Annotated in this window: 21 protein-coding genes and 1 pseudogene; 20 read left to right on the forward strand and 2 right to left on the reverse strand. The window is 59.4% G+C overall.

The annotated features are described in order from the left end of the window. Window positions 1-169 precede the first annotated feature (169 nt). The 15 genes and pseudogenes from BFP99_RS34015 to BFP99_RS08180 all read left to right on the forward strand — a co-directional run. Window positions 170-760: pseudogene (locus BFP99_RS34015) on the forward strand (HAD family hydrolase); the annotation flags it as partial. Between the two features lie 123 nt (window positions 761-883). Then, the gene (locus BFP99_RS34020; protein ID WP_065947056.1) at window positions 884-2,107 is read left to right on the forward strand and encodes a transaldolase family protein; all 1,224 of its coding nucleotides are present in this window, start codon (window positions 884-886) and stop codon (window positions 2,105-2,107) included. Further along, the gene (locus BFP99_RS08120; RefSeq protein ID WP_065947057.1) at window positions 2,104-2,832 is read left to right on the forward strand and encodes a sulfotransferase-like domain-containing protein; all 729 of its coding nucleotides are present in this window, start codon (window positions 2,104-2,106) and stop codon (window positions 2,830-2,832) included. Before BFP99_RS34020 ends, BFP99_RS08120 begins: the two co-directional genes overlap by 4 nt. A 10-nt stretch (window positions 2,833-2,842) precedes the next feature. Further along, on the forward strand, window positions 2,843-3,568 hold the full coding sequence (locus tag BFP99_RS08125) for an SDR family oxidoreductase (protein WP_027603118.1): 726 nt from the start codon (window positions 2,843-2,845) through the stop codon (window positions 3,566-3,568). Beyond that, window positions 3,565-4,701: a hypothetical protein gene (locus BFP99_RS08130; protein ID WP_065947058.1), complete on the forward strand. Its 1,137-nt coding sequence runs from the start codon at window positions 3,565-3,567 to the stop codon at window positions 4,699-4,701. Before BFP99_RS08125 ends, BFP99_RS08130 begins: the two co-directional genes overlap by 4 nt. A gap of 7 nt (window positions 4,702-4,708) precedes the next feature. After that, window positions 4,709-5,479, forward strand: a complete 771-nt coding sequence (locus tag BFP99_RS08135) for a class I SAM-dependent methyltransferase (protein ID WP_065947059.1) — start codon at window positions 4,709-4,711, stop codon at window positions 5,477-5,479. A gap of 10 nt (window positions 5,480-5,489) precedes the next feature. Beyond that, window positions 5,490-6,719, forward strand: coding sequence for an MFS transporter (locus tag BFP99_RS08140; RefSeq protein ID WP_065947060.1), 1,230 nt, complete (start codon window positions 5,490-5,492; stop codon window positions 6,717-6,719). Continuing rightward, window positions 6,716-7,330: an adenylyl-sulfate kinase gene (gene cysC / locus BFP99_RS08145; protein WP_065947061.1), complete on the forward strand. Its 615-nt coding sequence runs from the start codon at window positions 6,716-6,718 to the stop codon at window positions 7,328-7,330. Before BFP99_RS08140 ends, cysC begins: the two co-directional genes overlap by 4 nt. A gap of 96 nt (window positions 7,331-7,426) precedes the next feature. Beyond that, window positions 7,427-8,062, forward strand: a complete 636-nt coding sequence (locus tag BFP99_RS08150; protein WP_065926920.1) for a CGNR zinc finger domain-containing protein — start codon at window positions 7,427-7,429, stop codon at window positions 8,060-8,062. A gap of 91 nt (window positions 8,063-8,153) precedes the next feature. Then, window positions 8,154-8,654, forward strand: a complete 501-nt coding sequence (locus tag BFP99_RS08155; RefSeq protein WP_065926921.1) for a sigma-70 family RNA polymerase sigma factor — start codon at window positions 8,154-8,156, stop codon at window positions 8,652-8,654. Between the two features lie 29 nt (window positions 8,655-8,683). Further along, window positions 8,684-9,637, forward strand: a complete 954-nt coding sequence (locus tag BFP99_RS08160; RefSeq protein ID WP_065947062.1) for a FecR family protein — start codon at window positions 8,684-8,686, stop codon at window positions 9,635-9,637. A gap of 97 nt (window positions 9,638-9,734) precedes the next feature. After that, window positions 9,735-12,140 carry a TonB-dependent siderophore receptor gene (locus BFP99_RS08165; protein WP_065947063.1) on the forward strand — a complete coding sequence of 802 codons (2,406 nt, stop codon included), beginning with the start codon at window positions 9,735-9,737 and terminating at the stop codon, window positions 12,138-12,140. 198 nt (window positions 12,141-12,338) lie between these two features. Continuing rightward, a complete protein-coding gene (locus BFP99_RS33245) occupies window positions 12,339-13,295 on the forward strand; it encodes a type III secretion effector protein (RefSeq protein WP_065926924.1) in 957 nt (318 codons plus the stop codon). A gap of 142 nt (window positions 13,296-13,437) precedes the next feature. Then, entirely contained in the window at window positions 13,438-13,743 is a 306-nt protein-coding gene (locus BFP99_RS33575) for a hypothetical protein (RefSeq protein WP_065947064.1), read from the forward strand. A gap of 327 nt (window positions 13,744-14,070) precedes the next feature. Further along, window positions 14,071-14,850 (forward strand): type III secretion effector protein, encoded by a 780-nt coding sequence (locus BFP99_RS08180; protein ID WP_256098106.1) that lies wholly within the window; start codon window positions 14,071-14,073, stop codon window positions 14,848-14,850. A gap of 10 nt (window positions 14,851-14,860) precedes the next feature. On the opposite strand, the gene BFP99_RS08185 is transcribed toward BFP99_RS08180, so the two are convergent. Beyond that, window positions 14,861-16,012 carry an MFS transporter gene (locus BFP99_RS08185; RefSeq protein WP_065947065.1) on the reverse strand — a complete coding sequence of 384 codons (1,152 nt, stop codon included), beginning with the start codon at window positions 16,010-16,012 and terminating at the stop codon, window positions 14,861-14,863. Between the two features lie 345 nt (window positions 16,013-16,357). Between BFP99_RS08185 and BFP99_RS08195 the strand changes: the two genes are divergently transcribed. From BFP99_RS08195 to BFP99_RS08215, 5 genes are all read left to right on the forward strand, one after another. Then, a complete protein-coding gene (locus BFP99_RS08195) occupies window positions 16,358-17,344 on the forward strand; it encodes a diaminopimelate epimerase (protein WP_065947066.1) in 987 nt (328 codons plus the stop codon). Window positions 17,345-17,654: 310 nt separating this feature from the next. Then, window positions 17,655-19,673 carry a type VI secretion system Vgr family protein gene (locus BFP99_RS08200; protein ID WP_065947067.1) on the forward strand — a complete coding sequence of 673 codons (2,019 nt, stop codon included), beginning with the start codon at window positions 17,655-17,657 and terminating at the stop codon, window positions 19,671-19,673. Next, window positions 19,673-20,509: a DUF4123 domain-containing protein gene (locus tag BFP99_RS08205; RefSeq protein WP_065926929.1), complete on the forward strand. Its 837-nt coding sequence runs from the start codon at window positions 19,673-19,675 to the stop codon at window positions 20,507-20,509. The genes BFP99_RS08200 and BFP99_RS08205 overlap by 1 nt, the downstream gene beginning before the upstream one ends. Continuing rightward, window positions 20,502-21,284 carry a hypothetical protein gene (locus BFP99_RS08210; RefSeq protein ID WP_065926930.1) on the forward strand — a complete coding sequence of 261 codons (783 nt, stop codon included), beginning with the start codon at window positions 20,502-20,504 and terminating at the stop codon, window positions 21,282-21,284. Before BFP99_RS08205 ends, BFP99_RS08210 begins: the two co-directional genes overlap by 8 nt. Window positions 21,285-21,296: 12 nt before the next feature. Beyond that, window positions 21,297-23,447, forward strand: coding sequence for a lipase family protein (locus BFP99_RS08215; RefSeq protein WP_065947068.1), 2,151 nt, complete (start codon window positions 21,297-21,299; stop codon window positions 23,445-23,447). Window positions 23,448-23,456: 9 nt separating this feature from the next. Here BFP99_RS08215 and codA read toward each other — a convergent pair whose 3' ends face one another. Beyond that, entirely contained in the window at window positions 23,457-24,692 is a 1,236-nt protein-coding gene (codA, locus tag BFP99_RS08220) for a cytosine deaminase (protein WP_065926932.1), read from the reverse strand.

Here is a 24,692-nt window from a genome sequence, read left to right on the forward strand (position 1 = left end):
CAACCATGGTGGAAAATGGAATAACAGAAGAATAAAAAATAACCATAAGATACTAAAAAACCGCTAAAAAGCGTTTGACAGGGTTTTTTGCCCCGTGTCTTATAAGCACACCTCAACCCGCTCCGCTGGTAGTTCGGAAGTCATGCGGAGTCACCTATAAGAGATGCCTATGTGTTCATCGGCAGCTATAGGGGAACTACCAGAGCAGGGAGCTACGACGTTGCCTAAGTTAATTATTTTCGATTGCGACGGTGTACTCGTCCAAAGCGAAGAGATCACCCTGTCTGTATTGATCGGCATGCTTAATGCACACGTACAGGACGGCAAGACACTGGATAGTGCGTATTTCATTGAGCACTTTCGTGGAAGAAAGATTGCCGATTGTCTGCGCGAAGCAGAACAGTTAATGGGTATTTGTTTGACTCCTCAGTTTGAAGAGGACTTCCGAGTTCGAGCGCTGGAAGCATTGACGCTTAATGTGAAAGCGACTGATGGGGTACTTGACGTATTGGAAGTGCTGGGAATTCCCTATTGCGTAGCCTCGAGTGCGCCGCGCAATAAGATCGAACAGTGTTTACGCCTTGTGGGGTTGTTGCCTTATTTCGAAGGGCGAATATTCAGTTGTTATGAATTGGGGCGTTGGAAGCCTGATCCGCTGGTGTTTTTAACAGCGTGTGAAACTTACAACGTCGAACCCTGTGATGCGCTGGTGATTGAAGACAGTGTCACAGGGATTCAAGCCGCCGTGGCAGCCACTATAAAAGTCCTGGGTTTTGGTCCGTTGTCTCGACATCGAATATTGGCCGAAGCCGGCGCGTTACCTTTTGCCGATATGCGTGAGTTACCGACCCTCATTGATCACGTTACTCAAGGAGCAAGTGTTGTGGGCACACTGGGTTATATAGAGCGACTTAAACGTAATGATCCCTGTTCGGAAGTGTGGTGGGATTCGTCGCCCGTGGTGTACGCACCGTATAAACAGCATTTGTTGGACAAGTACCCGGCAGCCGCCGCCCATATCGAACAGTTGATGCCGCAGGATCTCTCCCAGCCCTGGGGCTTCAGCAGTGTGACCACCAACCCCCGGCTGGTGACGGCGACGATCCTCGACAAGAAAGAGTACTGGTCGTCGCGTTTTAATCTGGCCAGCCTGTCTCCCGGCGAATTGCGCAAGCAACTCTACAACGAAGTGATTGCAGAGGGCGCCTCGACGCTCAAGCCGCTGTGGGTGCAATCGGCCCAGGCCGACGGCTGGATATGCGCCCAAGTCGACCCGTCGGATGTGCGGTGCAGCGAACGCATGACCGCACGAGGCCTGGAGCTGCATCGCCTGGCCGCGAATGTGATGGTCAAAGTGCCGGGCAGCCTGGAGGGTTTCGCGACGATCGAACACCTGGTGGCCCAAGGCGTTTCGGTCAATATCACGTTCTGCTTCACCGTTTCGCAATTCCATGCCGGTATACAGGCAATAGAGCGGGGCATCGCCTGCGCCCGCCGCAATGGCGTCGACACCGGCTGTTGCAAGTATGTGATCACCTTTATGATCGGGCGTTTTTCCTGCCAGCCCGAGTTCGCCTTGCAGGCCGCCGAGCGTGGCCTGGCGCTGGGCCCGGAGGACATGCGCTGGGCCGAGCTGATGATTTACCAGCAGATCCAGGCCCTGGTCGCGGCCTCGAAGGTGCCGGTCAAGACCCTGCTTTCCAGTATCAAGGTCGACGTTGACGAACGTGGCCACAAGCACTGCTGGCACCTGGAAAAGACCGGGCTGACCACCACGTGCTACACGCTGACGCCGGAGGTGGTGGAGTTTCTGATCGAGCGTGAAAGCCACGGCAAACCGGTGGCACCCGCCTGTGAACCCCAGCAGGCGCCGGCTGAGACGTTCGCCCGGCTCATCCGCATTCCGTACTTCTGCGAAGCCTATTTCATCGACAGCATCGAGCCCTACGACTTTGGCAATCATGAGGCGTTTATCAACGCCTGCAACGAAGCCAACAGTGCGCATCGGCGCCTGACCGACTACTGCGTGCGCCTGTGCCCGGTGACGAAGCCTTTCGCACGCTCGCTCAACGCCATCCTGGCCGCTGAATACGGGGTGCTGGCATGAACAAGATGGTCGGGTTGTGGGCGCACCCGCGTTCCCGTTCCACGGTGTTGGAGCGTGTGTTTATCGAGCGAGGGGATTTTGAGGTTTTCCACGAGCCGTTTGCCCATATGGCATTTTCCGCAGATTCAATGATTCCTTCGGATGAATGGGACCACAGTTTGCCCACCACGTATCAAGGTATAAAAGAGCAACTGCTCAAGGCCCGGGAAAGTACCAATGTCTTTCACAAAGACATGTGTTACCACTGCCTGGATGACTTGAAAGTTGACCGGGACTTTCTGGCGCAACAACACAATATTTTTATTATTCGCGAGCCCGCCAGCAGCATTGTTTCCCATCACCGGGTACACCCCGATATGCCCGTGCAGGCCATCGGGCATAAAGCCTTGTACGAGATTTTTTGTGTGGTCACCAAACTCATCGGAAAAGTGCCTTATGTGATTAATGCCGATGACCTCGCCGCCGAGCCGGAGCGTGTCATTCGTAAACTGTGTGACTACTTGCAGATTGAATTTTTGCCCCATGCCATGACATGGAAACGTGAATGTCCACGACAGTGGAAAACCTGGAGAAGTTGGCATGTGGCGGCGGAGAACAGTGAACGCATTGCTCTGCCGGATAAACCTGCTATCGATATGGATACTTTCGATCAGTCGCCAAAATTAAAAGCCTTTTACGAATACCACCGACCCTTCTACGCACGCATGAATGAATTTTGCCAATAAGGATTGTTGTATGAAAAAGTTGATTGTCACCGGTGCGGCCAATGGGATCGGCCGGGCTACTGTGGAAAAGGCTATCCAGGCAGGTTATTTCGTTATCGGTGCCGACAAGGATGCCGAAGGCCTGCGTGCGTTACAGCGCACTTACACGGCGGATGTATTGGAAACCCATGTCGCGGACTTTTCGGATAATGCGCTGATCAAGGGTTTTATCCCTGCGCTGTACGAGCGCCACGCAACTATTCATGCATTAATCAATAACGCCGGTATTTACCACGGCAAAAGCATCTACGCCTATTCCGATGCCGAAGTGGACGAAATCCTGACTGTGAACCTCAAGGCCTTGGTCTATCTCTCCAAAGACTTCGCCGAACGGGAGATGAAACACGAGGCGCCGCGCAGCATCGTCAATATCGCCTCGGTGGCGGGCGAAGTGGGCAGTTGTGATGCCTTGTACGGCGCCACCAAGGCGGCGGTGATCGGCCTGACCAAAGCCAATGCCTGGAATTTTGCGCCGTTCGTGCGGGTTAACGCAGTGTCGCCGGCGCTGATCCACGACACCGCCATCTACGACACCATCCCTGAATACCGCCGCGCCGAGTACGCGCGCCAGGAAATCCTCAAGGAACCGATCCTGCCCGGCGGCGTCGCCGAGGTCATTTTGCTGGTGATCAGCGATGCCATGCGGCATGTCACCGGCAAGGTCATTCCGGTAGACAACGGAGCCTACCCACGATGAGCCCGTCAGCCTCCAAGAAGAAACTGCTGCTGGTGGGCGCAGGCAACCTGTGCCTGCAGATCCTGAAGATTCTCGGGCCGAAAAATGCCTTTGAATTCGTGGTGCTGGGGCGCAATGAAGACGCGACCGTGCGGCTATGCAACCTGGTGGCCCTGTCGTGTGCGCAGTTGGGGCACTGCATCACGATCAAGCCGGTGATCGCCGACCTCACCGATATCGACCGGGTCACCCAGGTGCTGCGTGCAGAGGCGCCGGACCTGGTGGTGAACTGCGCGTCGTTGCAGTCGTGGCGGGTGATCACCGGGTTGCCCAGGCTCTCGTTCGAGCAACTCGACCAGGCGCAGTTCGGCCCCTGGCTGCCCATGCACCTGACGCTGATGCATCACTTGATGCAGGCGGTGAAAGCCTCCGGTATCGCGGCCAGGACGGTCAACGCGGCCTTTCCCGATGCGGTCAACCCGATCCTGGCCAGGGTCGGGCTGGCGCCGGATATTGGCGTGGGCAATGTCGCCAACCTGATCCCGGCGCTGCGATTTTCCATCGCGCGGCTGCTGGAGTGTGCGCCTGCCGATGTGCAGGTGTGCCTGTATGCCCAGCACTATTTCAGCCACTACGTGCCGCGCGGCGGCTTGCCCCCGCGTGCCAGTTACCGCTTGTTGCATGAGGTGCGCGACCGCCCGGCCGCGGCCCACCTGCCGGCCGAAGCGATTTTTTCCACGGTTAAATCCGAGTTCCGCCGCCTGGGCGGTATCGATGGGCAGTTCCTCACGGCGTGCTCGGCCGTCACCGTGATCGAAGGACTGTTTTCGCCCACCCCGGTGCGGGTACATGCGCCCGGCCCGCTGGGGTTGCCGGGCGGCTATCCGGTGTGGTTGCAGGAGGGGCAGATCAAGGTGCAGTTCAGCGCCGACTGCCCCCAGGACGAAGCGGTGCGTATCAACACCATCTGCCAGAGCCAGGATGGCATCGATGAGATTCATTGCGATGGCTCGGTCACCTATAACCCGCAATGCATGGCCGTGATGCAGGCGATGCTGGGGTACTCGAAGAAAACCATGTCCATCGAACAGTCCGCCGAGTTTGCCCACGAGCTGTCGAGCAAATACCTGTCTTTCAAACATTCAACCTGGTAGGTGTGTGATGAATCAAATGTCGCGGCACAAGCACAGCGAAGTCGCCAGTTACGCCACGCAATACTCGAAAAAATTCGTCGAACGCTGGGATGACTTGATCGATTGGGACAAAAGAAAGGGGGGGGAGAACGGGTTCTTTGAAAACCTGCTGAAGCAGCACGGCGTGAAGTCGGTGATCGACGTCTCCACGGGCAGTGGTTTTCATGCGGTCCAGCTTAAGCAGGCGGGGTTCGATGTCGTCGCCACGGACGGCAGCAGCACGATGTTGACCAAGGCCCGGGAGAATTTTCGGCAACGCGGGTTGGCGATCGAATCGCACTACCGGGATTGGCAGGCCCTCGATCCCGCCGAACTGGGGCGCTTCGATGCTGTGGTGTGCCTGGGCAGTTCGCTGTGCCATGTGTTTGCAGCCCATGAACGGCTGGAGGTGCTGGAGAAATTCAGGGCATTGCTCAATCCGGGCGGCTTGCTGATTGTGGATCAACGTAACTTCTTTGCCATTCGCGCAGGCAAGTTCAAATCCAGCGGTCATTACTATTACTGCGGCACGCAGGCATCCGTCGGCCTGGGGCAGGTGGATGAACACGTGTGTGAGTTCATCTACTCGTTCGATAACGCCGAGCAGTATCGGTTGCAGGTCTATCCGCTGTTGCCGGGCGAGTTGAAGGGGGAGGTGCTCAAGTCCGGGTTTTGCGCCCATGAGAGTTACGGGGATTTCCAGCGTGACTACGACATGATGAATTGTGATTTTGTCATCCACACGGCACGCGCCGTTTAAGGAGTACCTGATGAGCACACTGGTACACAGTAGCGCGCGCCCGTTGGACAGCGTCGTGCTGGCGGTGGTGTTGACCGGGTTCGTGGCCAGTACCTACGGGTTTGGCGTCTACCTGTTCGCCAACCTGGTGGTGGACATGCGCCGCGACATCGGTTTCGACTACACCACGGTGGGCCTGATCACCGGCGGTGCGCAGATCGGCTTCCTGCTGTTTTCATCGGTCACCAGTTACATCAGTCGTTTTTTCGAAGGCTGGAAGATCAGCCTGGTGTCGACGCTGATGACCTCCCTGGCGCTGTTGGGGCTGAGTGTCAGCAACAGTATCTGGCTGTCCGGGGCGCTGTTGATTTTGCTCGGCGGCTGCTCGGCCTCGGTGTACATCCCGTTGGCGGAGATTGTCACCAAGGGTTTCAGCCCGGGTAATCGCTCGCGGGTCATGGGGCTGATTTCCAGCGGCACCAGCTACGGCGTGTTCATCAATGGCTTGCTGGTGTCGTTCCTTACCCTGCAGGGTGGCTGGCGCTCGATCTGGCTCACCGCGGGCCTGATCTCGGTGGCCCTGTGCGTGGTGGCCTGGTTTCTGCTGCGCAACCTGGTGGCGGACAAGGACGCCGGTTTTTCCGGGCCGCGTTCGACGGCGTTCGAGAGTCATGCACCTTGGTTGAGTCGCTCGCTGTACCTGACCTGGGCCATTGCGTTTTTGAATGGGATGGCGCTGTTGCCGTTCCAGACTTACCTGGCTCCGTTCCTGCGGGACGAGTTGGGGGTGTCGGTGCAGGACGCCGGGTTTGTCTGGACCACCATTGGCGCGGTGGGCATGGCCTCGGGCTTTCTGGTGGGGTGGATCGCCGACAAGGTGGGCGTCAGGGCGTCGCTGGCCATGTGCTTTTTGAGTGCGGGGCTGGCCGCCACCCTGGTGTTCAGTTTCAACAGCCTCCCGCTGTTCTACCTGGCGGCATTTTTGTTTGCCCTGGCGTTCTACCCCATCTTCGGGCTTGTCCCCAGCTACATCGGGCAAATCGTGCCGGTCAGCCGACTGACCCAGGCATTCGGCATTGCCAATGTGCTGATCGGCCTGGGGGGTGTGTGCGGTAACTTCCTGGGCGGTTTTTCCAAGGACCTGACCGGCTCGTTCGCGACCGTCTACTGGGTGGTTGCGCTGTTGCTGTTCGTGCAATGCGTGATGGTATTCCTGTTGGGTAAACCGCCTGTGGCGGTGACGGAGGGTGAGCGGCCATGAGTCATTTTGCGGAACGTCCAGAACGGAATCTGCATGCGTTTGCGTTCAGCCATCTCGTCGCGGAACGCTCGCGTATGGGGCAAAAGCCCTTGGTCATCTGGATGACGGGCATCTCGGCGGCCGGCAAGTCGACGATTGCCGATGCGCTGGACAGGGCCTTGCAGGCACAGGGGCGCTTGACCTGCATCATTGACGGCGACTCGGTGCGCGGCGGCCTGTGCCGCGACCTGGGTTTTACCGACAGCGACCGCGATGAAAATATCCGGCGGGTCGCCGAAGTGGCGCGCTTGATGCTGGACGCAGGGCTGGTGGTGATCGTGGCGTTGATCTCACCGTCGGCGGCCAGCCGGCATTACGCGCGCGCCATTGTCGGCAATGAGCATTTTGTCGAGGTGCATGTGGATGCGCCGCTGGAAACGGCGGAGCAACGTGACCCTAAGGGCTTGTACAAAAAAGCCCGCCTGGGGTTGATCCAACACTTCACCGGGATTGATTCGGACTACGACGTGCCGATCTTTCCGGAAGTGCACGTGGACACCCAGGCGCTGTCTGTCGAACAGTCTGTCGCGACTATTCTCGATTGGATGGCCCGCAACGACGAGCGCACATAGCCGCTGGTCTTTGCGCCGCGGTGGCGGTGCCTGCACCTTCGGAAAACAAGGTAATCTGCGCCATCGCAGGCATACCGCGTTTTTTCAGGAGCAGGCATGACGCATTTCACCGGCACTGCAAAATCCATCCGCCTGATCGGCGGGGCCCAGGTGTTGGACTTCATCAATACCACCAACGGCCGCCGCCCTGGGTCGCCGCTCAAAGTCATGGAAGAGCGGCTTACCAGTTTTCAGTTTTTCTTTGAATGGGCGCTGCACGCCTCGTTGATCTCCACCCAGGAGTTCGCTGAATACAAGGCCATGGTGTTTGAGTCGCCTATTTCCTACCAGCCGGATCTGGACGCCATCATTGCGTTCCGCGAATGCCTGTATGCCGTGTTTTACCCGTTGTCCTTGCGCCAGGCTGCGGCCGATGACGCCTTGCAGCAGATCAACCTGAATTTCCAGCAAGGCACCGCCTGGCGGGTGCTGCGCATGGTTGATGGGACACCGGCCTGGGCGTGGAAAACCTGCACCTCTGCCCAGGAACTGAGTGCAATGTTGATCGGGCGCCTGGCGATCGAGGCCACGCAGTTGCTGGTGTCCGGTGATCTTCGCGTGCTGAAGTGCTGCACGGCCACCGACTGTGATTGGCTATTCCTGGATATCTCCAAGAACAAACTGCGCAAATGGTGCCAGATGAGCGTGTGCGGCAGCCGGGAGAAATTGAGTCGCCTTAAACAGGCGCTTTAGTTTCCAGGCAGTGGCGCGGTCGACGGGTAGCAATTGCTCCACTTAATAGGAAGCATTACTATTCACGCCCCGCCTCCCCAGTGCTCCCGCGATGATCCCTCAGCCGCCCCGCAGAACAGGCTTTTTCGAGCACTACGAAGAGTTGATCGGCACCTGGACACGCCGCCTGAGAAACCGTCAGCAGGCCGAGGACCTGGCCCATGACACCTTTGTGAGAGTGCTGGAGACAACCGCCTCCCAGGTAGAGCAACCGCGCGCTTATCTGCATCAAACTGCGCGAAATATCGCCGTGGACGCCTACCGACGCGAAGACCGGCGGGAAGCCATGGCGTTGGAAGCCTTTGATCAGAGCCAGCCCCACGGCGGTGACCCGGAGCATTTCATGCACGCGATCCAGCTCGCGGACTCCATCGAGCGGGCATTGGCCGAGTTGCCGCTCAACTGCCGCAGGATCTTTATCTGGCAGAAGATCGAGGGCCTGACCCAGCAGGAGATCGCCGAGCGCCTGGGCTTGTCCAAGAACATGGTGGAAAAGTATATGATCCGCACCCTGCGGCATTTGCGTGACCGCCTGGATGCGATGGCCCCATGACACACGCTCGCTCTGAAACAGGACCTTCCATGATGGATAACCGTGCCCGCGACGAAGCCGCGCAATGGTTTGTACGCCTGCAAGACGCTGGGTTGGACGCCACCGAGCGCGAGCGTTTCGATGTGTGGCGCAATGAAAAGCCCGAGCACCAATATGAATTCGATGTGCTGCAAGGCCTGTGGGGCGCCGCCGACCTGGTGCCCAAGGCCCGCTTGCAGGCGTTGGGCGAGGCGCCGGCCGAGCGTCCAAAACGTCGTGGCGTGTTGCGTTACGCCGTCGCCGCCAGTGTGGTCGCCGTGGCCTTGGGGCTCGGCTTGTTCAGCGGCCTTGATCATCCGAAGCCCTACCGGGCCGATTTCAGCACGCGCCTGGGTGAGCATCGCCAGGTGGCATTGCCCGACGGCTCGATGATGGATTTGAACAGCCGCAGTGTTGTCTCGGTGCACTACGAAAAAGGCCGCCGCAGTATTGAACTCAAGCAGGGCGAGGCCATGTTCAATGTCGAGCATGACAGCAGCCGTCCCTTTGTGGTCGCCGCCGGTGCAGGGCAGGTGACGGTCACCGGCACGCGCTTTGATGTGCGTCGCGATGATGACCAGACCCGTGTGGTGGTCGAGGCCGGTACGGTGAAGGTGCAAGGGCGCTCACCGAACGAGGGGGTGACGCTGACGGCGGGGCTGGGAACCCATATCAATGACCAAGGCTTGGTGGCAGCGTCCTACGCAGTGAATGCCGAGGAACTGACGGCCTGGCGCAGCGGCAAACTGGTGTTCAACAACGCATCCCTGGGTGAAGTCGCCCGTGAGGTGTCGCGTTATCGCGAGCGCCCGTTGCGCGTCAGCACACCCGCCGTTGGCAACCTGCGACTGACCAGTGTGTTCAAGGCCAATGACACCGATGCCTTGCTCAAGGCCTTGCCCCATATCCTGCCCGTGGCCCTGAGGACCCTGCCGGATGGCAGCCAGGAAATTATTTCACGCTGAGATTCAGGTTTTTTCCGAGTTCTTCGTCTTCTCCTGCAGCTGCAACTGGTTTGCATTAACAGCCGCATACTCTTGCGATTACAGGACTGGGGTCGACGTGAAAAAATGTGCCGTTCACAACAATAAAATCTCCCGCTGGGCGCCGCTTGCCCTTGCGCTTGCTGTCAGTGCCGCAGTGCCGGCGGCCTATGCTGGCGACGCTATCCATATCCAGGCCCAACCCCTGGGGAGCGCGCTGAGCCAACTGGGGCAGCAGACGTCCCTGCAAGTGTTTTTCAGCCCCGACCTGGTCGCCGGCAAGCAGGCCCCCGCAGTAGATGGCAACCTGTCGGCGGAACAGGCCCTGCGCCAATTGCTGCAAGGCAGTGGCCTGGACTATCAGATCGACGCTGGTTCCGTGACCCTGCGCCCGCTCGGCAGCGGCGCCGGTGACGCCGGTTCGCCCCTGGAACTGGGTGCCACCGACATCAGGGTGGTCGGCGACTGGCTTGGGGATGCCGATGCCGAAGTGGTGCAGAACCACCCGGGCGCGCGTACGGTGATTCGCCGCGAAGCCATGGTGGAGCAGGGCGCGATGAATGTCGGTGATGTGCTGCGTCGTATGCCTGGGGTCCAGGTGCAGGAATCCAACGGCACAGGTGGCAGCGATATTTCCCTCAATGTCGGCGTACGCGGGCTGACATCACGTCTGTCGCCACGCTCCACCGTGCTGATCGACGGGGTGCCGGCGGCATTCGCGCCCTATGGCCAGCCACAACTGTCGATGGCGCCGATTTCCGCCGGCAACCTGGACAGCATCGACGTGGTACGCGGCGCCGGTTCCGTGCGTTATGGGCCACAGAACGTCGGTGGCGTGATCAACTTCGTGACCCGCGCGATCCCCGAGAAATTCTCCGGTGAAGTCGGCACCACCCTGCAAACTTCCGCCCATGGTGGCTGGAAGCACATCGAGAGCGCTTTTATCGGCGGCACTGCCGAAAACGGCATCGGCGCTGCGCTGTTGTACTCCGGAGTGAATGGCAACGGTTACCGCAACAGCAACAACGGCAACGACATCGACGACGTGATCTTCAAGACCCACTGGGCGCCGACCGACCAGGACGACTTCTCGCTGAACTTCCATTACTACGATGCCAGCGCCGACATGCCCGGCGGGCTGACCCAGAAACAGTTCGATGCCAACCCGTACCAGTCGGTGCGCGATTGGGACAATTTCAGCGGGCGCCGCAAGGACGTGTCCTTCAAGTACATCCGGCAAATCGACGACCGGACCCAGGCCGAAGTGCTGACTTATTATTCCGACAGTTTCCGCGGCAGTAACATCGCTAACCGCGACCTCGCGACCCTCGGGTCCTACCCGCGCACCTACTACACCTTCGGCATCGAGCCGCGGGTATCCCATGTATTCGACGTGGGCCCCAGCACCCAGGAAGTCAGCGTCGGTTACCGCTACCTCAAGGAAGGCATGCATGAGCAGGCCACCAGTCTGAACCTGATCAACAACGTGCCGACGCCGGGTGGCCGCAGCGATGGTCACGTCTACCAGGATCGCACCGGTGGCACCGAGGCCAACGCCTTCTATGTGGACAACAAGATCGATATCGGCAAGTGGACCGTCACCCCGGGCATCCGTTTTGAAGACATCCGCACCGAATGGCACGACCGTCCGGTCATCCCCCTTACGGGGCCCCGCACCCAGGAAAAACGCCGCGAGGTCCATAGCCAGGAACCGCTGCCGGCCCTGAGCGTGATGTACCACCTTTCCGATGCGTGGAAATTGTTCGCCAACTACGAAACCTCCTTCGGCAGCCTGCAGTACTTCCAACTCGGACAAGGCGGCAGCGGCGACCAGACCGCCAGCGGCCTGAACCCGGAAAAAGCCAAGACCTATGAGGTCGGTACGCGCTACAGCGACAGTGTGTGGGGCGGGGAACTCACGTATTTCTACATCGACTTCTCGGATGAGCTGCAATACGTCAGCAATGCCGTGGGCTGGACCAACCTTGGCGCCACCAAGCACACCGGCATCGAAGCGTCGGCCCACTATGACTTGTCGAACCTGGACCCTCGCCTGGACGGCCTGACCGCCAACGCCGGCTTCACCTACACCAAGGCTACCGCCGAAGGTGACGTACCGTTCAAAGGACGCGACCTGCCACTGTATTCCCGGGAAGTGGCAACCCTGGGCCTGCGCTACGACGTCAACCACTGGACCCACAACCTGGATGTGTACGCCCAGTCCGGACAGCGTGCACCGGGTACCACCAGCACCTACATTACCCAGGGCAGCGCCGATGGGCAGTACGGTGATATCCCGGGCTATGTCTCGGTCAACGTGCGCAGTGGCTACGACTTTGGCGAACAACTGTCGAACCTGAAGCTGGGGGTGGGGGTGAAAAACGTCTTTGACCAGCAGCACTACACCCGCTCCAGCGACAACAATGCCGGGCTGTACCTGGGCGAGCCGCGTACGTTTTTTGTACAGGCCAGCGTCGGGTTCTGACCTTTATCGGTTTGGAAAAGTCGCAGTCTTGCAAGAGGCTGCGATCGTTTGTCCTGTTTCTTACATCCTCGCAGTGCATATTGCGGCTGGTTCAGGAACCGTTTCCGACAGAAGTGCCACACATGGGAAAGCTAAAGGGCTTCGACGTTGCGTTGGAGCGGCAAGCTGAAGATCGCGCCCACTGTAATGGAGAAAACTATGTCGGTATTGGTGTCCGATACACAGGCCTCGACCTCATCAACTTCTGACCTTTTGCAGGCCACTTCCAGGCCTGAGGTCAAAGCCCCTCGGCCAGCGACTGCCCCCAACGGCCAAGCGGCTGCAAACGTCAGCTTCCTGCCTCGGGAAAACCAGAGGGGGCCCGTGTTCGGCGCGCCCTCTTCGCAGGCCCCCCGTCAGAGTGCTGCTGACAACGTGATGCGTCACTCCAGCGAGCCGGCCAGGCAGGGCCTGATGGATACGGTCAGACACTGGGTGAGCCCTTGGTTTGCCTGGCATCGCCCACAACCAGGTCCTGGCTACTGCAATCCGCCACCACGCCCCGATCCTACCGTGGGTAAGCCGTATCCGCCCGCGCCGGGCTGGCCTGATCCGACGTACTCGCTGAAAAGCAATGACGAGTTGGCGCAACAGTTACGTGACAATTTCAATGCCTTCAGGGACCGCAGCAACCCTGGGTATGTCAGCGTTGACAGTATCTATGGGATGGCGAAAAAAACCTGGTCTCCCAATCCGGTCACGAACGCGAACATTCGCCTGGCCAACGAGTTGCTGCGACGTCCGGAACTGATGAGCGCCCTGGACCGGCACTCCTCCACCGGTGCATTGGATGGCCTGATCGACCGGCAAAATGTGAACATCGTGGTCAAGGGGGAAAACTACTTCAAGTACAAGACCGACAAGGAAATGGCCGGTGAAATGCTTGAGCATTTCGACGAGTTGAAACGTAATCCCTGGGACCGGGAGCTGAGCTTCAACCACCTGAGGAGCCTGGCGGCCCAGGAGCAGACAGGCGATTCGCCCATGGATCATCTGATCCAGCTGTCCCAGGAGATACTCAAGCGCAGTGACGTGTTGAGGAAAATGGACAATCTCGCCGGTCGTGATAATGACGGCCGGATCAGCTGGCAAGCGCTTTACCTGCTTTCCCGCTGACCGTCCGCCAGGCGCCGCCGCTGAATGACGGTGCCTGGCTCAATTTTGTCAGGAACTGTTTACGCCGACTGACCAAGTAGTTCATAGGCACCGGCCTTGATCAAACCGGTCGGCTTTCAGATTCCGTGTGGAGAGCTAGCAAATGACGTCAAGCTCGTTTCACCCGCCCCAGCCCAGCTGTCATGAGCTCTTTCGCAATACGGATGATGGCGATCCGACTGTGCCCACGGGTGCCATCGTTGCGCAAGAGCCCCCGGCCCTGGCCGATGTGCATGCTGTCGAAGCCAGGCGCATGAGGGCTTTCGCCGGTCAGTGCCAATTCCAGGCGCCGGTCGAGGAAGACTTTTCCCGGGGCATGCTCGCGACCGGGCAGATGGCGAGTGACGACGCCAAGCCCCCCAAGTATTCCAGGCTGATCAATAGCCTGACGACCTGGTTGCGTCGGTAAGGGTGGGAATCACCGTACCTTCTGGTCGTTGTTTACATGCTGTCATTGGTATTCATCGGTTGTCCGGAACTGTTGTGTTTGTCCAACCACACATGGGGTGCTTGCCGGTGGAATCCATTCGCTGATTCCGTCTGGGGGTGGTGATCACCGGGCAGGTATGTATCGGAAACGCGTTGGAGAAAACCCATGACGATCGAGGGTACACCCCCTCATGGTCTGCCCTTGGCACTGGATGAACCGGCTTTACGGTCTACAGTGCCAGCGCCGCTCACGCCCTCTGAAACCTGACAGGGGGCTGTTCCTGCGCGCCTCGACGGCGTGTCGCGGGTGCCTCTGGTGCTGCGCGGAACAATGTCGGTGCTGCGCCAGCGAGCGCTGCAGAACCTGCCCGCTGCTACGCGCGTGAACCTCGCCCAGCCCGGCGTAACGTCCACCGACAGCCAACTGGCGTTGGCCCTGGAAAAAGATTTTGGCAGGCTGTACCCCTTCCTGAACGACGGGCGTTTGACCTGCTCGTCATTGCAGCGTGTTGCAGACGAACGTATGGGGAAAAGCGAGGAGTTGGACCGGACGATTCAAGTGGTCAGCGAGATTCTCAAGCGCCCGCGGTTGAGCGATGCAATTTTGAGCCGCGACGGCGATATCACCCCGGACAGTCTCAGGGCGGCAGCCCAAACGCTACAGGGGAACAGCTCGCCAAGTGTGTTCAGCCAGGACCCGTTCCATGCCCAGAGCAATACCCAGGTGGTGCTGGCCCTGCAGGGCCAGTTCGAACAATTGAGGGATAAATCGCAGGACCGGACGTTCTTCTTTGAACAACACCAGTACGTTGAAATCGCCATGCTCAAGGCCGTCATGCAGGACCCGCATGCCGTTGATCAAGAGGGTGCGCCTGTGCTGGATCCTTCCTCCGGCATGCCTCGGCCCAGGTACAGCGAGCTCTGTGTCTACACGGCGAAGAACATTCTTGAGCGGCCTGGTCTGCTGCCTTCGCTGATACGTGCGAACGGCACACGATTGTTTGGTCTGCCGCAAAAAGACGGCTGGCTCAGTAACAAAAGCCTCGAGCGTTGGCTGGAACAGGACAAGGCCCGAAAAGCGCGCTGATGTGCGGGGGTCATTCCTTGAGGATCTTGCCGCTCAGGGACACACCGGCGAGCAGCACTGCGATCAGCACAAAGGCACTGCTCAGGCTGCTGCCATGGGCAATGAAGCCAATCACTGCGGGGCCGGCAAGAATCCCGGCATACCCCAAGGTCGTGATGGCAGGCACGGCAATATGTTCCGGCATCACCGTTTGTTTGCCGACGGCGGTGTACAGCACCGGTACGATATTCGAACAACCGGCACCTACCAGCGCATACCCCAGCAATGCGGTTTCCCAGGCTGGCAATAACGTTGCCAGCAACATGCCAGCAGTGGCCAGTGCACCACCGACCACAATCACACGGGTCGCGCCCAGGCGCCGCACGATGGCATCGCCGGTCAGGCGCCCGGCAGTCATGGTCAGGGCGAAGGCTGCGTAACCCAGGCCGGCGTAAGCTTCGTCCAGACCGCGTTCGGCACTGAGGAACACGGCGCTCCAATCCAGTACGGCGCCTTCTGCCAAAAACACGATAAAGCACAGACAGCCGATGAACAGTACTACGCCGTGGGGGATCGCAAATGCCGGACCCGAACTTTCACTGCCATAGGGCAACAAATGGGGCCCGGCCTTGAGCAGCGCCAGTGCCATGATGACGATCACCACCAGGGTCGCCTGCAGAGGTGACAGACCCAACCCCAGCAGCCCGGCAACCCCGGCCGCGCCGACGATCCCTCCCAGGCTGAACAAGCCGTGGAAGCCCGACATCATGGTTTTGCCACTGGCGCGCTCAACAATCACCGCTTGCAGGTTCACCGTGGAGTCCACCGTGCCAAGGCCCGCGCCAAACAGGAACAATCCGGCGATGAGTAACGGAATCGAGCTGACCGTGGCCAGCATGGGCAAGGCCAGGCAGATCATGATCGTGCCGGCGCTCAGCACGCGTCGGCAGCCATAACGAGACGCCAGCGCACCGGCGGCCGGCATGGCGATGATAGACCCCACCCCCAGGCATAACAGCAGCAGGCCCAGAGTGCCTTCACTCAGTTCGGCGCGTGCTTTGGCGTATGGCACCAACGGCGCCCAGGCAGCAATGCCGAAGCCGGCGATGAAAAATGCGATACGGGTCGACATTTGTTCCAGCCGCCCGGGAACCACGGGTGCTGAGGTGGGGATGGCAGTCATGAAAAAATCCTTGGTTTTGCGTTCAGCGAACGATGTCCGGCGCGACATCCTTGCACATCAGGCCTTGGGGGGCGAGCCGGGTTCCCCCCGAGATCAGCGGCGATGAGTTTTTTTGCAATTCTGGAACGCCATGGGCGTTGGCAACCACACACGGAGTGTCTTTGCGGAAGGCGTTCTGGAAGGTGTGTAATCCCTGTGGGAGCTGGTGAACCCCCGGGTTTTCACGGTGGATTACCACCTTCCAGGCCGCCTCCCACACACCCTGCATTGTGTAATACGCTGCTGGTCCAACCCTGTAGGCAACCGAGCGGACGCACCGATGAAGATTGCAAGGCAAGTGGCGCCATGACCCAGTTCTATGACGCACGTGGCAACATTTACGGGGTCGCCAGCCCGGCGTTCCTACGACAGCGGGGTATCGAGGTGCCCGACAGCGCGGCGCAGGCCGCGAGGACTCGCGAGGCTTGGGCTGCATCGGCCATAAGGTCTGAATGCGAGTGGGGCTCGACGCCGCGCCCGGCCAATGCCAAGGCCCACCGCTGCGATGGCTTGCTGGTGGGCCCGTTCCAGGCCGAGCCGCCGTTTGACCTGTTGATCGTGAACACCGACGGCTCCCTGGCCGAGCGCAGTGGCAATGGGTTGACGATTTTTGCCCAGGCGCTTACTGACCAGGGCTTGATGACCGAGGCCTGTGATTTGCGCGTGCATCATGACCAGCCTGACGGGGTGTCGCCTTTGGTGACTCGGGTCGAACCTGCCATCTATGAGCACCGCTCTGGATTCTGGCTGGCATTGGGGTTGCCCGGGTTCGGGCCGTCGGCCGTGGGTGCTCAGGGGGTTGAGCAGGTGTTCCAAGGCGACATTGAACTGAGCCATGTGAAGGCGTTGGCGGCAATCAACCCACAGTGGGCGCACAGTCAGTTTGTGCGTGTGGGCAATCCTCATTGTGTGACCCTGGTCGAACACATGTCAGCCTTGCCGGACAATCTGCAGATGCAACAGCCAGCGCTGTTCGAACCGTTGCAGGCGATTGCCTTCGCCCCCCCGGCAGGAAGCGGCGAGCCATGCTTGGCCGGAGTCAATTTGCAATGGGTCGCCAGGCAATCCGGCAACCGGGTGGTTGCCCGGGTGTTCGAGCGGGGAGAGGGCCCCACGGCGTCCTCCGGCACCAGCGCCAGTGCCGTGGCCTGTGCGGCGTGGCGAGCGGGTTGGGTTGAGGGAGGTGAAGTCGCGGTGGTGATGCCGGGTGGCACTGCGCCGGTACGTTTGCACACCCAGGTCGATACGCTGCTGAGCGTCAGTCTGTTCGGGACTGCACGGCCTCGGACATGAAGTCTTTTGAGCAGTTGACGCCCTGAGTGGGTGTCAGCTGTTTCGCTATTAATTAATTGATCAGATAAAAGTTGGTGTAGGGCATTTCTTATGTTTGAGAAGTGGCTCATTGACTTGATTTATTATTTTGTAAAAGACACTTCAATCTCAGTCGTACGAAACTTCTTTTTTATTTTTTTGGGGCCGATTTTTTCCTGGAAACGCTAAGCTTCAAGGCGTTCAGGCGCTTTTCCTCGGCAACTTATTTCATGTTTGGCGGGGGAGGTATCTCAGTCCGGTAATAACTATCGATATTGGCGGGTAACAACGGATGGTTAACGCGTTTGTTTCGTCACGTTTCAAATTAATCCTTCCAGGCATAAAGACTGACTTTCAAGTACTGGCGTTCAACGGTCAGGAGGTGCTTGATCAGCCGTTTTTCATCCAGGTGCAGATGGTCAGCGAAACCCCTTCACTGGACCTGGAGTCACTGCTCCACCAGCCTGCCTACCTGGTTTTTGGCGATGCCAATGAAGGCCTGCACGGGCAGGTTTACGCGATTGGCCGCGATGATCCCGGGCGGCGGCTCACCCGTTATCACCTGACGTTGGCGCCGCATCTCGCCTACCTTGCCCATCGACGCGACCAGCGGATTTTCCAGCAGCGCAGTGTTCCGCAGATCATCGCGGCAGTCCTCGAACACCACGGCATCCTGGCCGACCGCTATGCCTTTGAGTTGGGGCCGGTGGTCTACCCGCCGCGGACGTTCTGCGTGCAATACGCGGAAACCGACCTGCATTTCATCCAGCGGCTGTGTGAAGAGGAGGGCATTCACTACCACTTCCGTCACAGCGAGCACCAGCATGTGCTGGTGTTTGGCGACGACCAGACCGTGTTCCACCGCCTGCCTGCGCAGCGTTATTCAGCTGCCGGCGGGCCGCTGGCCGAGACACGGGTTATCCAGCGTTTCGACGTACGCCTGGCGACCCGCAGCCAGCAAACGGTGCGTCGTGATCATGACTTCGAGCATCCGTCCTTATGTCTGCAAGACAGCGCGGGTTCTGCCTCAGCGCAACCCCTTGAGGACTACCGCTACCCGGCTGGATTTACCGGCCATGCACGGGGCGCGCGCCTGGCTCGCAGGGGGTTGGAGCGCCTTCAGATCGGCGGATATCGGGCATTGGGCAGGAGCGACCAAGCGGTGCTGCGCAGTGGGCATTTTCTTGAGCTGCACGACCATCCGGATCCGGCCTGCAATGATTTATGGTTGATCACTTCGGTCCGTCACGAGGGTTATCAACCGCAGGTGCTGGAGGATGGGACAGGTGAGGTGGATGCATTCAAGGGGTATCGCAACCGTTTCACCGCGACACCCTGGAGTGCGCCGTATCGACCCCCTCTCAAGCACCCCAAGCCGACCATCCACGGCACCCAGACCGCCACGGTGACCGGGCCTGCCGGCGAGGAGGTGCATTGCGATGCATACGGCCGGGTAAAAGTACGGTTTCACTGGGACCGACTGGACAAGAGCGATGACACAAGCAGTTGTTGGGTGCGGGTGGCATCGGGTTGGGCCGGAGACGGGTTTGGCGCAACGATGATCCCGCGGGTGGGTATGGAAGTGCTGGTGACATTCCTGGAGGGCGACCCGGACCAACCATTGATCAACGGTTGCCTGGCCAATGCGTTGCACATGCCGACCTATTCCTTGCCGCAACACAAGACCCGCAGCGTCTTGCGCAGTCGCAGCACCCCGGGCGGAGGCGGCGGCAACGAATTGCACCTGGAAGACCGCCGTGGCAAGGAGCTCATCTACCTTCGTGCCCAGCGGGACCTGGAGCAGCAGGTGGGGCATGACAGTCGCCTGGAAGTGGCCGGTGAGCGGCGTGAAATCATTCGAGGGTTAAGTACGGCGCACCTGGAAAGCGAGGAGCATCGTCACGTCACCGGTGACCGCAAGGTTGTGCTCAAGGCCAGCGATCATCTGGACGTGCAGGGCGACAGCCGGACCTATGTCGGGCAAACCCTGGTGATTGAAGCCGGGCAACAGGTGCATCTCAAGGCCGGCGCCAGCCTGGTGATCGACGCGGGCGTACAACTGAGTTTCAAGGCCGGCGGAGAGCACCTGGTGATCCAGGCAGGCGGCATTTTCAGCAGTCGGCCCATCACCCTCGGTGGAACCCCGTCCGCGACCGGGTCTGCGAACGCCCTGTTGGTTGCGCAGAGCCCGAAAATCTCCGCCACACAGGGCGCCATCATGCACTTGGCCAGGCAACTGGATGCGGACTTCTGCCCGCTATGCGAGGACTGCCGCGAAGGCCTCTGCACTGTCGGCGGGAGGGCCGCCTGATGGAAAACCTTCCAAGCCGATGGATGAGCCAACAGCAACAGGCGGGGCACAGGCTGTGCCTGATGCTTGAGGGGAATAACGCAGCGTGCCAGCCAATGTTGGCGGCACGCGGTTTTCCGGCGTACTGCCACCTCTACGCACAAACCCCACTGGCGGAAATGGCCACGTCTGGCCCCGTGATCCTGTTGCTGGATCAGGTAGGGGAGCCCGCGTTGCTCGATCTTCTGCAAGAACCAGAGATGAATTGGGGCTGGCTGGGCAGCTTGCCAGACGCGGACCTGACGGACATGTCCCGGCATTGGCGCGACCGGCTGCTGGTCGGACCGGAGAATAACCGGACGCTGTACCGCCTTCACGACAATCGTACGTTGGCGCGCGCACTGAACCATCTGGGCCTTGAACACTGGCCAGCATTCCTCGGCCCACTGATCAGTGTGTGCTACTGGCATGAAGGCAGTTGGCACTGCGGTGACAACCCTGCCCCCGGTGACTATCCGGTGCCCGAGCCAGCTCCTTGGCTGAACACGCCCAACCCGAATGCCAGCGCCATCCTGCACGCCAATATCCTGCGTTACCTGCTGGCTGAACACAGTGAAGATCTGGCGGCATTGGTTGAATTCCAAGACCCCAGGGTCTGGCTGACCCAAGTGTTGGAACAGGCTCGCAGTTGGCGATGGAGCCAGCCGGAACAGCTGGAGTTTCTGGTCGTGCGACGGCTGGAAGAGGCCACTCGCAGCAGTGGGATTCGTTGGCAGCCGACGGTTGGAGAAACACCGCAGGATCACTTTGAACGAGTTAAGCAGCAGTGGCTCATGTTGGAGAACAAGGATGAGTAAGCGTGTATGGGGCGTGCTGCTTGCGCTGGCGATGGCGGGACTTTCGGGATGTGCGATGAAGCCGGTTGATCGCTTTACGTTGGAGGTGGATTTACCGGCGGAGTTTAAACTTAAAACTGCCGCCAACTATGGGCCTGCAACAGGTGAGACCTGCACCTTGCCAAGGCGCCGAGGCAAGAGGCCGGAGCGGAAGGTCTTTTTTACCGAGTACAAGCCGGTGGCGAGTCGTGCGAGTTATGAGTTGCCTCTGAGTGAGACGGTACAGGGGTGTCCGTTGGTGCTGCGAAGTGTGGATTTTGATCTTTATGCGAAGTGGGGCAAGCGGGATTCGGACGTTGGGGGGGATATAGGGGGGATTTCCATTCGGGATCTTCTGGAGGGGGATCGGCCAGGAATGCCGGAGTCGGGAGTTAAGGAGCTGTCTTGGCAGTGTCAGTGGTTGTTTCGGACTGCAGGGCGGAAGCACGTAATCATAAAGGTCCTTAAATGTGGATATTTGAGTGACAGTGGGGCGCTATCTAACGCTGGTACGAGAGGTGGTTTGCTGCGAGATGAACTGGGAGGACAAAAGGTACTGATAAAAGTAGGACTCAATCCCGAAGAGCGACCTTACATGGGCGATAACTGGATTCGTTTTCCTGGTGGGTGGAAGCGTTGTCTAGGGACGGATTTTGATGATCTTTATGCGTTCTGTAACGGGAATACTACCGACTTCAAGCCCATCACAATGCCCGATGGGCGTATATGCGACATCTATCCAACTTGTACTGAATAAGGATATCCAGGCATGACGATGGAAGAATGGAAGCACCCTTTTTTTGATGAAAGTATGCCTGCTTGCGCATTGCATGGAGGTTGGCTGAGTTTTTGTCTGGTGGATGAATCAGGTGATGGGAAAGCCTATGGAGGGCTTAGATATGAGGTTGTTGACAGCGCAGGGCAGCGGTACAAAGGCCATTTGAATGGAGAAGGGTTTGCACGGTTGGAGGGGCAGTGTCGCGGTCCTGTCGTGCTGGTTTTAGATGCTCCATATGAGGCGGGGAGGGGCTACTATTCAACATTGCAGCAGCGAGACAGCTATCCATTACCGATCACCGATCTTCAAGTGCGAGCTGAACAAACCCGTTTTTCAAGCGTCGATGGTCGGCGAACTGAAAGCAATCCAGGACGACAGAGCTCAGATCGGTTTTACCAAGTTGAAGTAAGCGATCTGGTTCGCCATATCGCCCATCTTCCCCCCGTGGAAAAAACACCCCACCGCCCCCAGCGCCACGCATTAAAAATGATGGCCGACCTGGGCTTTGGCCCGCCCCAGCCAACCTTATCGGGTATCGTGCTGTTCCCCAGCCAGCATACCGTTCTCGAAGTCCGACCGCTGCGAGCCTTGCGCCCGATGCTCTCCACTGAAGATGAGTTCTGTGCTTTGAACCTGTATCAGTTGGCTTTGTTTGCAGCGTTGAGTTACTGCGATTTTGGGCAGGAACCCTCAAAGAAACCCGTTGATAAAGTCCATTTCCCGCTGGACCCCAGCGTTGGGAATCTGTTTGGCAAGCAACTGTCTGGATACCGTGAAGCCTGGCGAGTTGATCCCGAGCAAACCCGGCGATTTTTCCCTCTTTATGAAGATGTCCCTTATTCCAGGCGCTTCGAAATCCTGCCCTTCGACCCTGAGTTGTACCTGCAAAATCGCCCGGAGTTGGGCGAGAAACAGGAACATCCCGCAAGCTTGCACTTCTTTGATGACGAAAAAGACGGCACTGACACCCAGGCGTTCATCACCCATCACGATGAGGTGATCCTGATTTCAGTGCGCGGAACGTTCAGCACGGCCGACGCACTACGGGATGCAAACGCCCATCAGGTTGCATTCGCCGACGGGGTCGGCAAGGCACACGAAGGTTTCTATCAGGCTTACCGGGCTGTGCGTGACTTCGTACTGCGTTACCTCAGTCAATTTCACATAGGCCAACGAATAGTCATTTGCGGTCATAGCTTGGGCGGCGCAATTGCGTTGTTACTGGCAGAAGCGTTACGTCGTATTCCTGAGCGTAACTACAACATCCTCCTCTACACCTACGGCGCCCCCCGCGCCGCCGATGCCGAGTTCACTGCCGGCGCTTCCACGTTGGTCCACCACCGCATCGTCAACCACAACGACCCGGTCCCCAGCGTCCCGGCCCCTTGGATGAACACCACCGCCAAACTCTGGATCCCCGGTGCCGTCACGCTATTCAGCGCCCCCACGGCCGGGGGCCTGTTGTTCGCCGCCGGCCTGGTGCGTATTGGCGGCAACCCCTACCAACACCACGGCGATCAACAGCACTTCATGCCGATCATGCTCCCGGACGGTACGCATTCGTCCGTGCTGTGGAAGCCGGGCTGCGAGTCCATTGAAGAAGCCGGCCGCAACCGGGCATGGCAAACGCGCGGTGACATGCCCGATCGCGAAGGCCTGATCAAACAGTTGGTGCAATACAAGCAGCATTTCATGACCGCCAGCTACATCCCGGCCGCCTGGGCGACGTTGCGTCGCTGGCAACAAGCGGTGGATAGCAACGGTCCTCTGGTGACCCAACGGGAGTTTGAACTGCTCGACCACGCCCTTGCGACCATGCGCAAGCAACTGCAAGACAAGCGGCGTGAACTGGCTCGACAGCGCCCGGCCAACGACCGTGCCTATGAATACCATGAGCCGCTGAACGCTGAGATCGACCGCCTGCACACCGGTCGCGAACGCCTGCAAACCCTGCGCTGGCGTCGTCTCGACGCGCGTGATGTCTACGGCAGCCATAGCCACTCCTCCAACCTGCAACCCAGTCTCAAGCGCTGGTTCCGCCATCGTGAAAACCAGGCGTTGCCTCAGGTCGCGAGCATCCCTCCCGCTGCGCAGAGTGAGCTGGGGAGGGCACAGCCGCTGGATCTCGACTCAATCGTCTGACCTGGGTGCTTAGACAAACTCTACCTGCGCCGGCTGGCGTTTCATCAACACCTTGCCGTGGCGAATCGAGTACAGCGGCAGCCCTTGGCTGCGAATCACCTCGTAGTCGCTGTCGGCCGAGAGGATCAGCAGGTTGGCTGGGCGCCCGGCTTCTAGGCCGTAACGGTCACCCAGGGCCATGGCCTTGGCGCTGTTGTCGGTCACCAGGTCGAGGGCGCTTTGCAGGTTGCGGTAGCCGAGCATATGGCAGATGTGCAAACCGGCTTCCAGCACGCGCAGGATGTTGCCGTTGCCCAGCGGGTACCAGGGATCGACGATGGAGTCCTGGCCAAAGCATACGTTCATGCCGGCCTCCAGCAGCTCGTTGACCCGGGTGACACCACGGCGTTTCGGGAAGCTGTCGAAGCGACCCTGCAGGTGGATGCTTTCGGTGGGACAAGAGACGAAGCTGATCCCGGAGTGCCCCAGCAGGCGGAACAGTTTGGCGCAGTAGGCATTGTCGTAGGAACCCATGGCCGTGGTGTGGCTGGCGGTGACGCGGGCCCCCATGTCGCGGCTGCGGGCTTCTTCGGCAAGTACTTCGAGGAAGCGTGAGTGCGGGTCGTCGGTCTCGTCGCAGTGCACATCCACCAGGCAGCCGGTGCGTTCGGCCAGGTCCATCAGGAACTTCACCGAACTCACGCCTTGGTCGCGGGTGTATTCAAAGTGGGGGATGCCGCCGATCACATCGGCGCCCAGGTGAATAGCTTCTTCCATCAGTTCGCGGCCGTTGCGGTATGACTCGATGCCTTCCTGGGGAAATGCGACGATTTGCAGGTCGATCAGGTGCGTGCTTTCTTCGCGCACTTGCAGCATGGCCTTGAGCGCCGTGAGGTCGGGGTCGGTGACATCGACATGGGTGCGTACATGCTGGATGCCGTGGGCGGCGAGGGACTGGATGGTTTTTTTGGCGCGGGTCCTGGTGTCTTCCTCGGTGATGGTGGCCTTGCGTTCACCCCAGCACTCGATGCCTTCGAACAGGGTGCCGCTCATGTTCCAGCGTGGTTCGCCGGCGGTGAGGGTGGCATCGAGGTGAATGTGCGGTTCGACGAAGGGCGGTATCACCAGGTTGCCGGCTGCGTCCAGGTCATTGGGCCCCACTGCCGGCGCTGTTGTGTGTGGGGTGATGCTGGCGATCCGGCCGTGTTCCAGGTGCAGATCATGCAGGCCTTCACGGTTGCGCAGGCGGGCGTTGATGATGTGCAT

It is taken from the genome of Pseudomonas sp. 1 R 17 (assembly GCF_900067035.1).
In the GTDB taxonomy this organism is placed as follows: domain Bacteria; phylum Pseudomonadota; class Gammaproteobacteria; order Pseudomonadales; family Pseudomonadaceae; genus Aquipseudomonas; species Aquipseudomonas marginalis.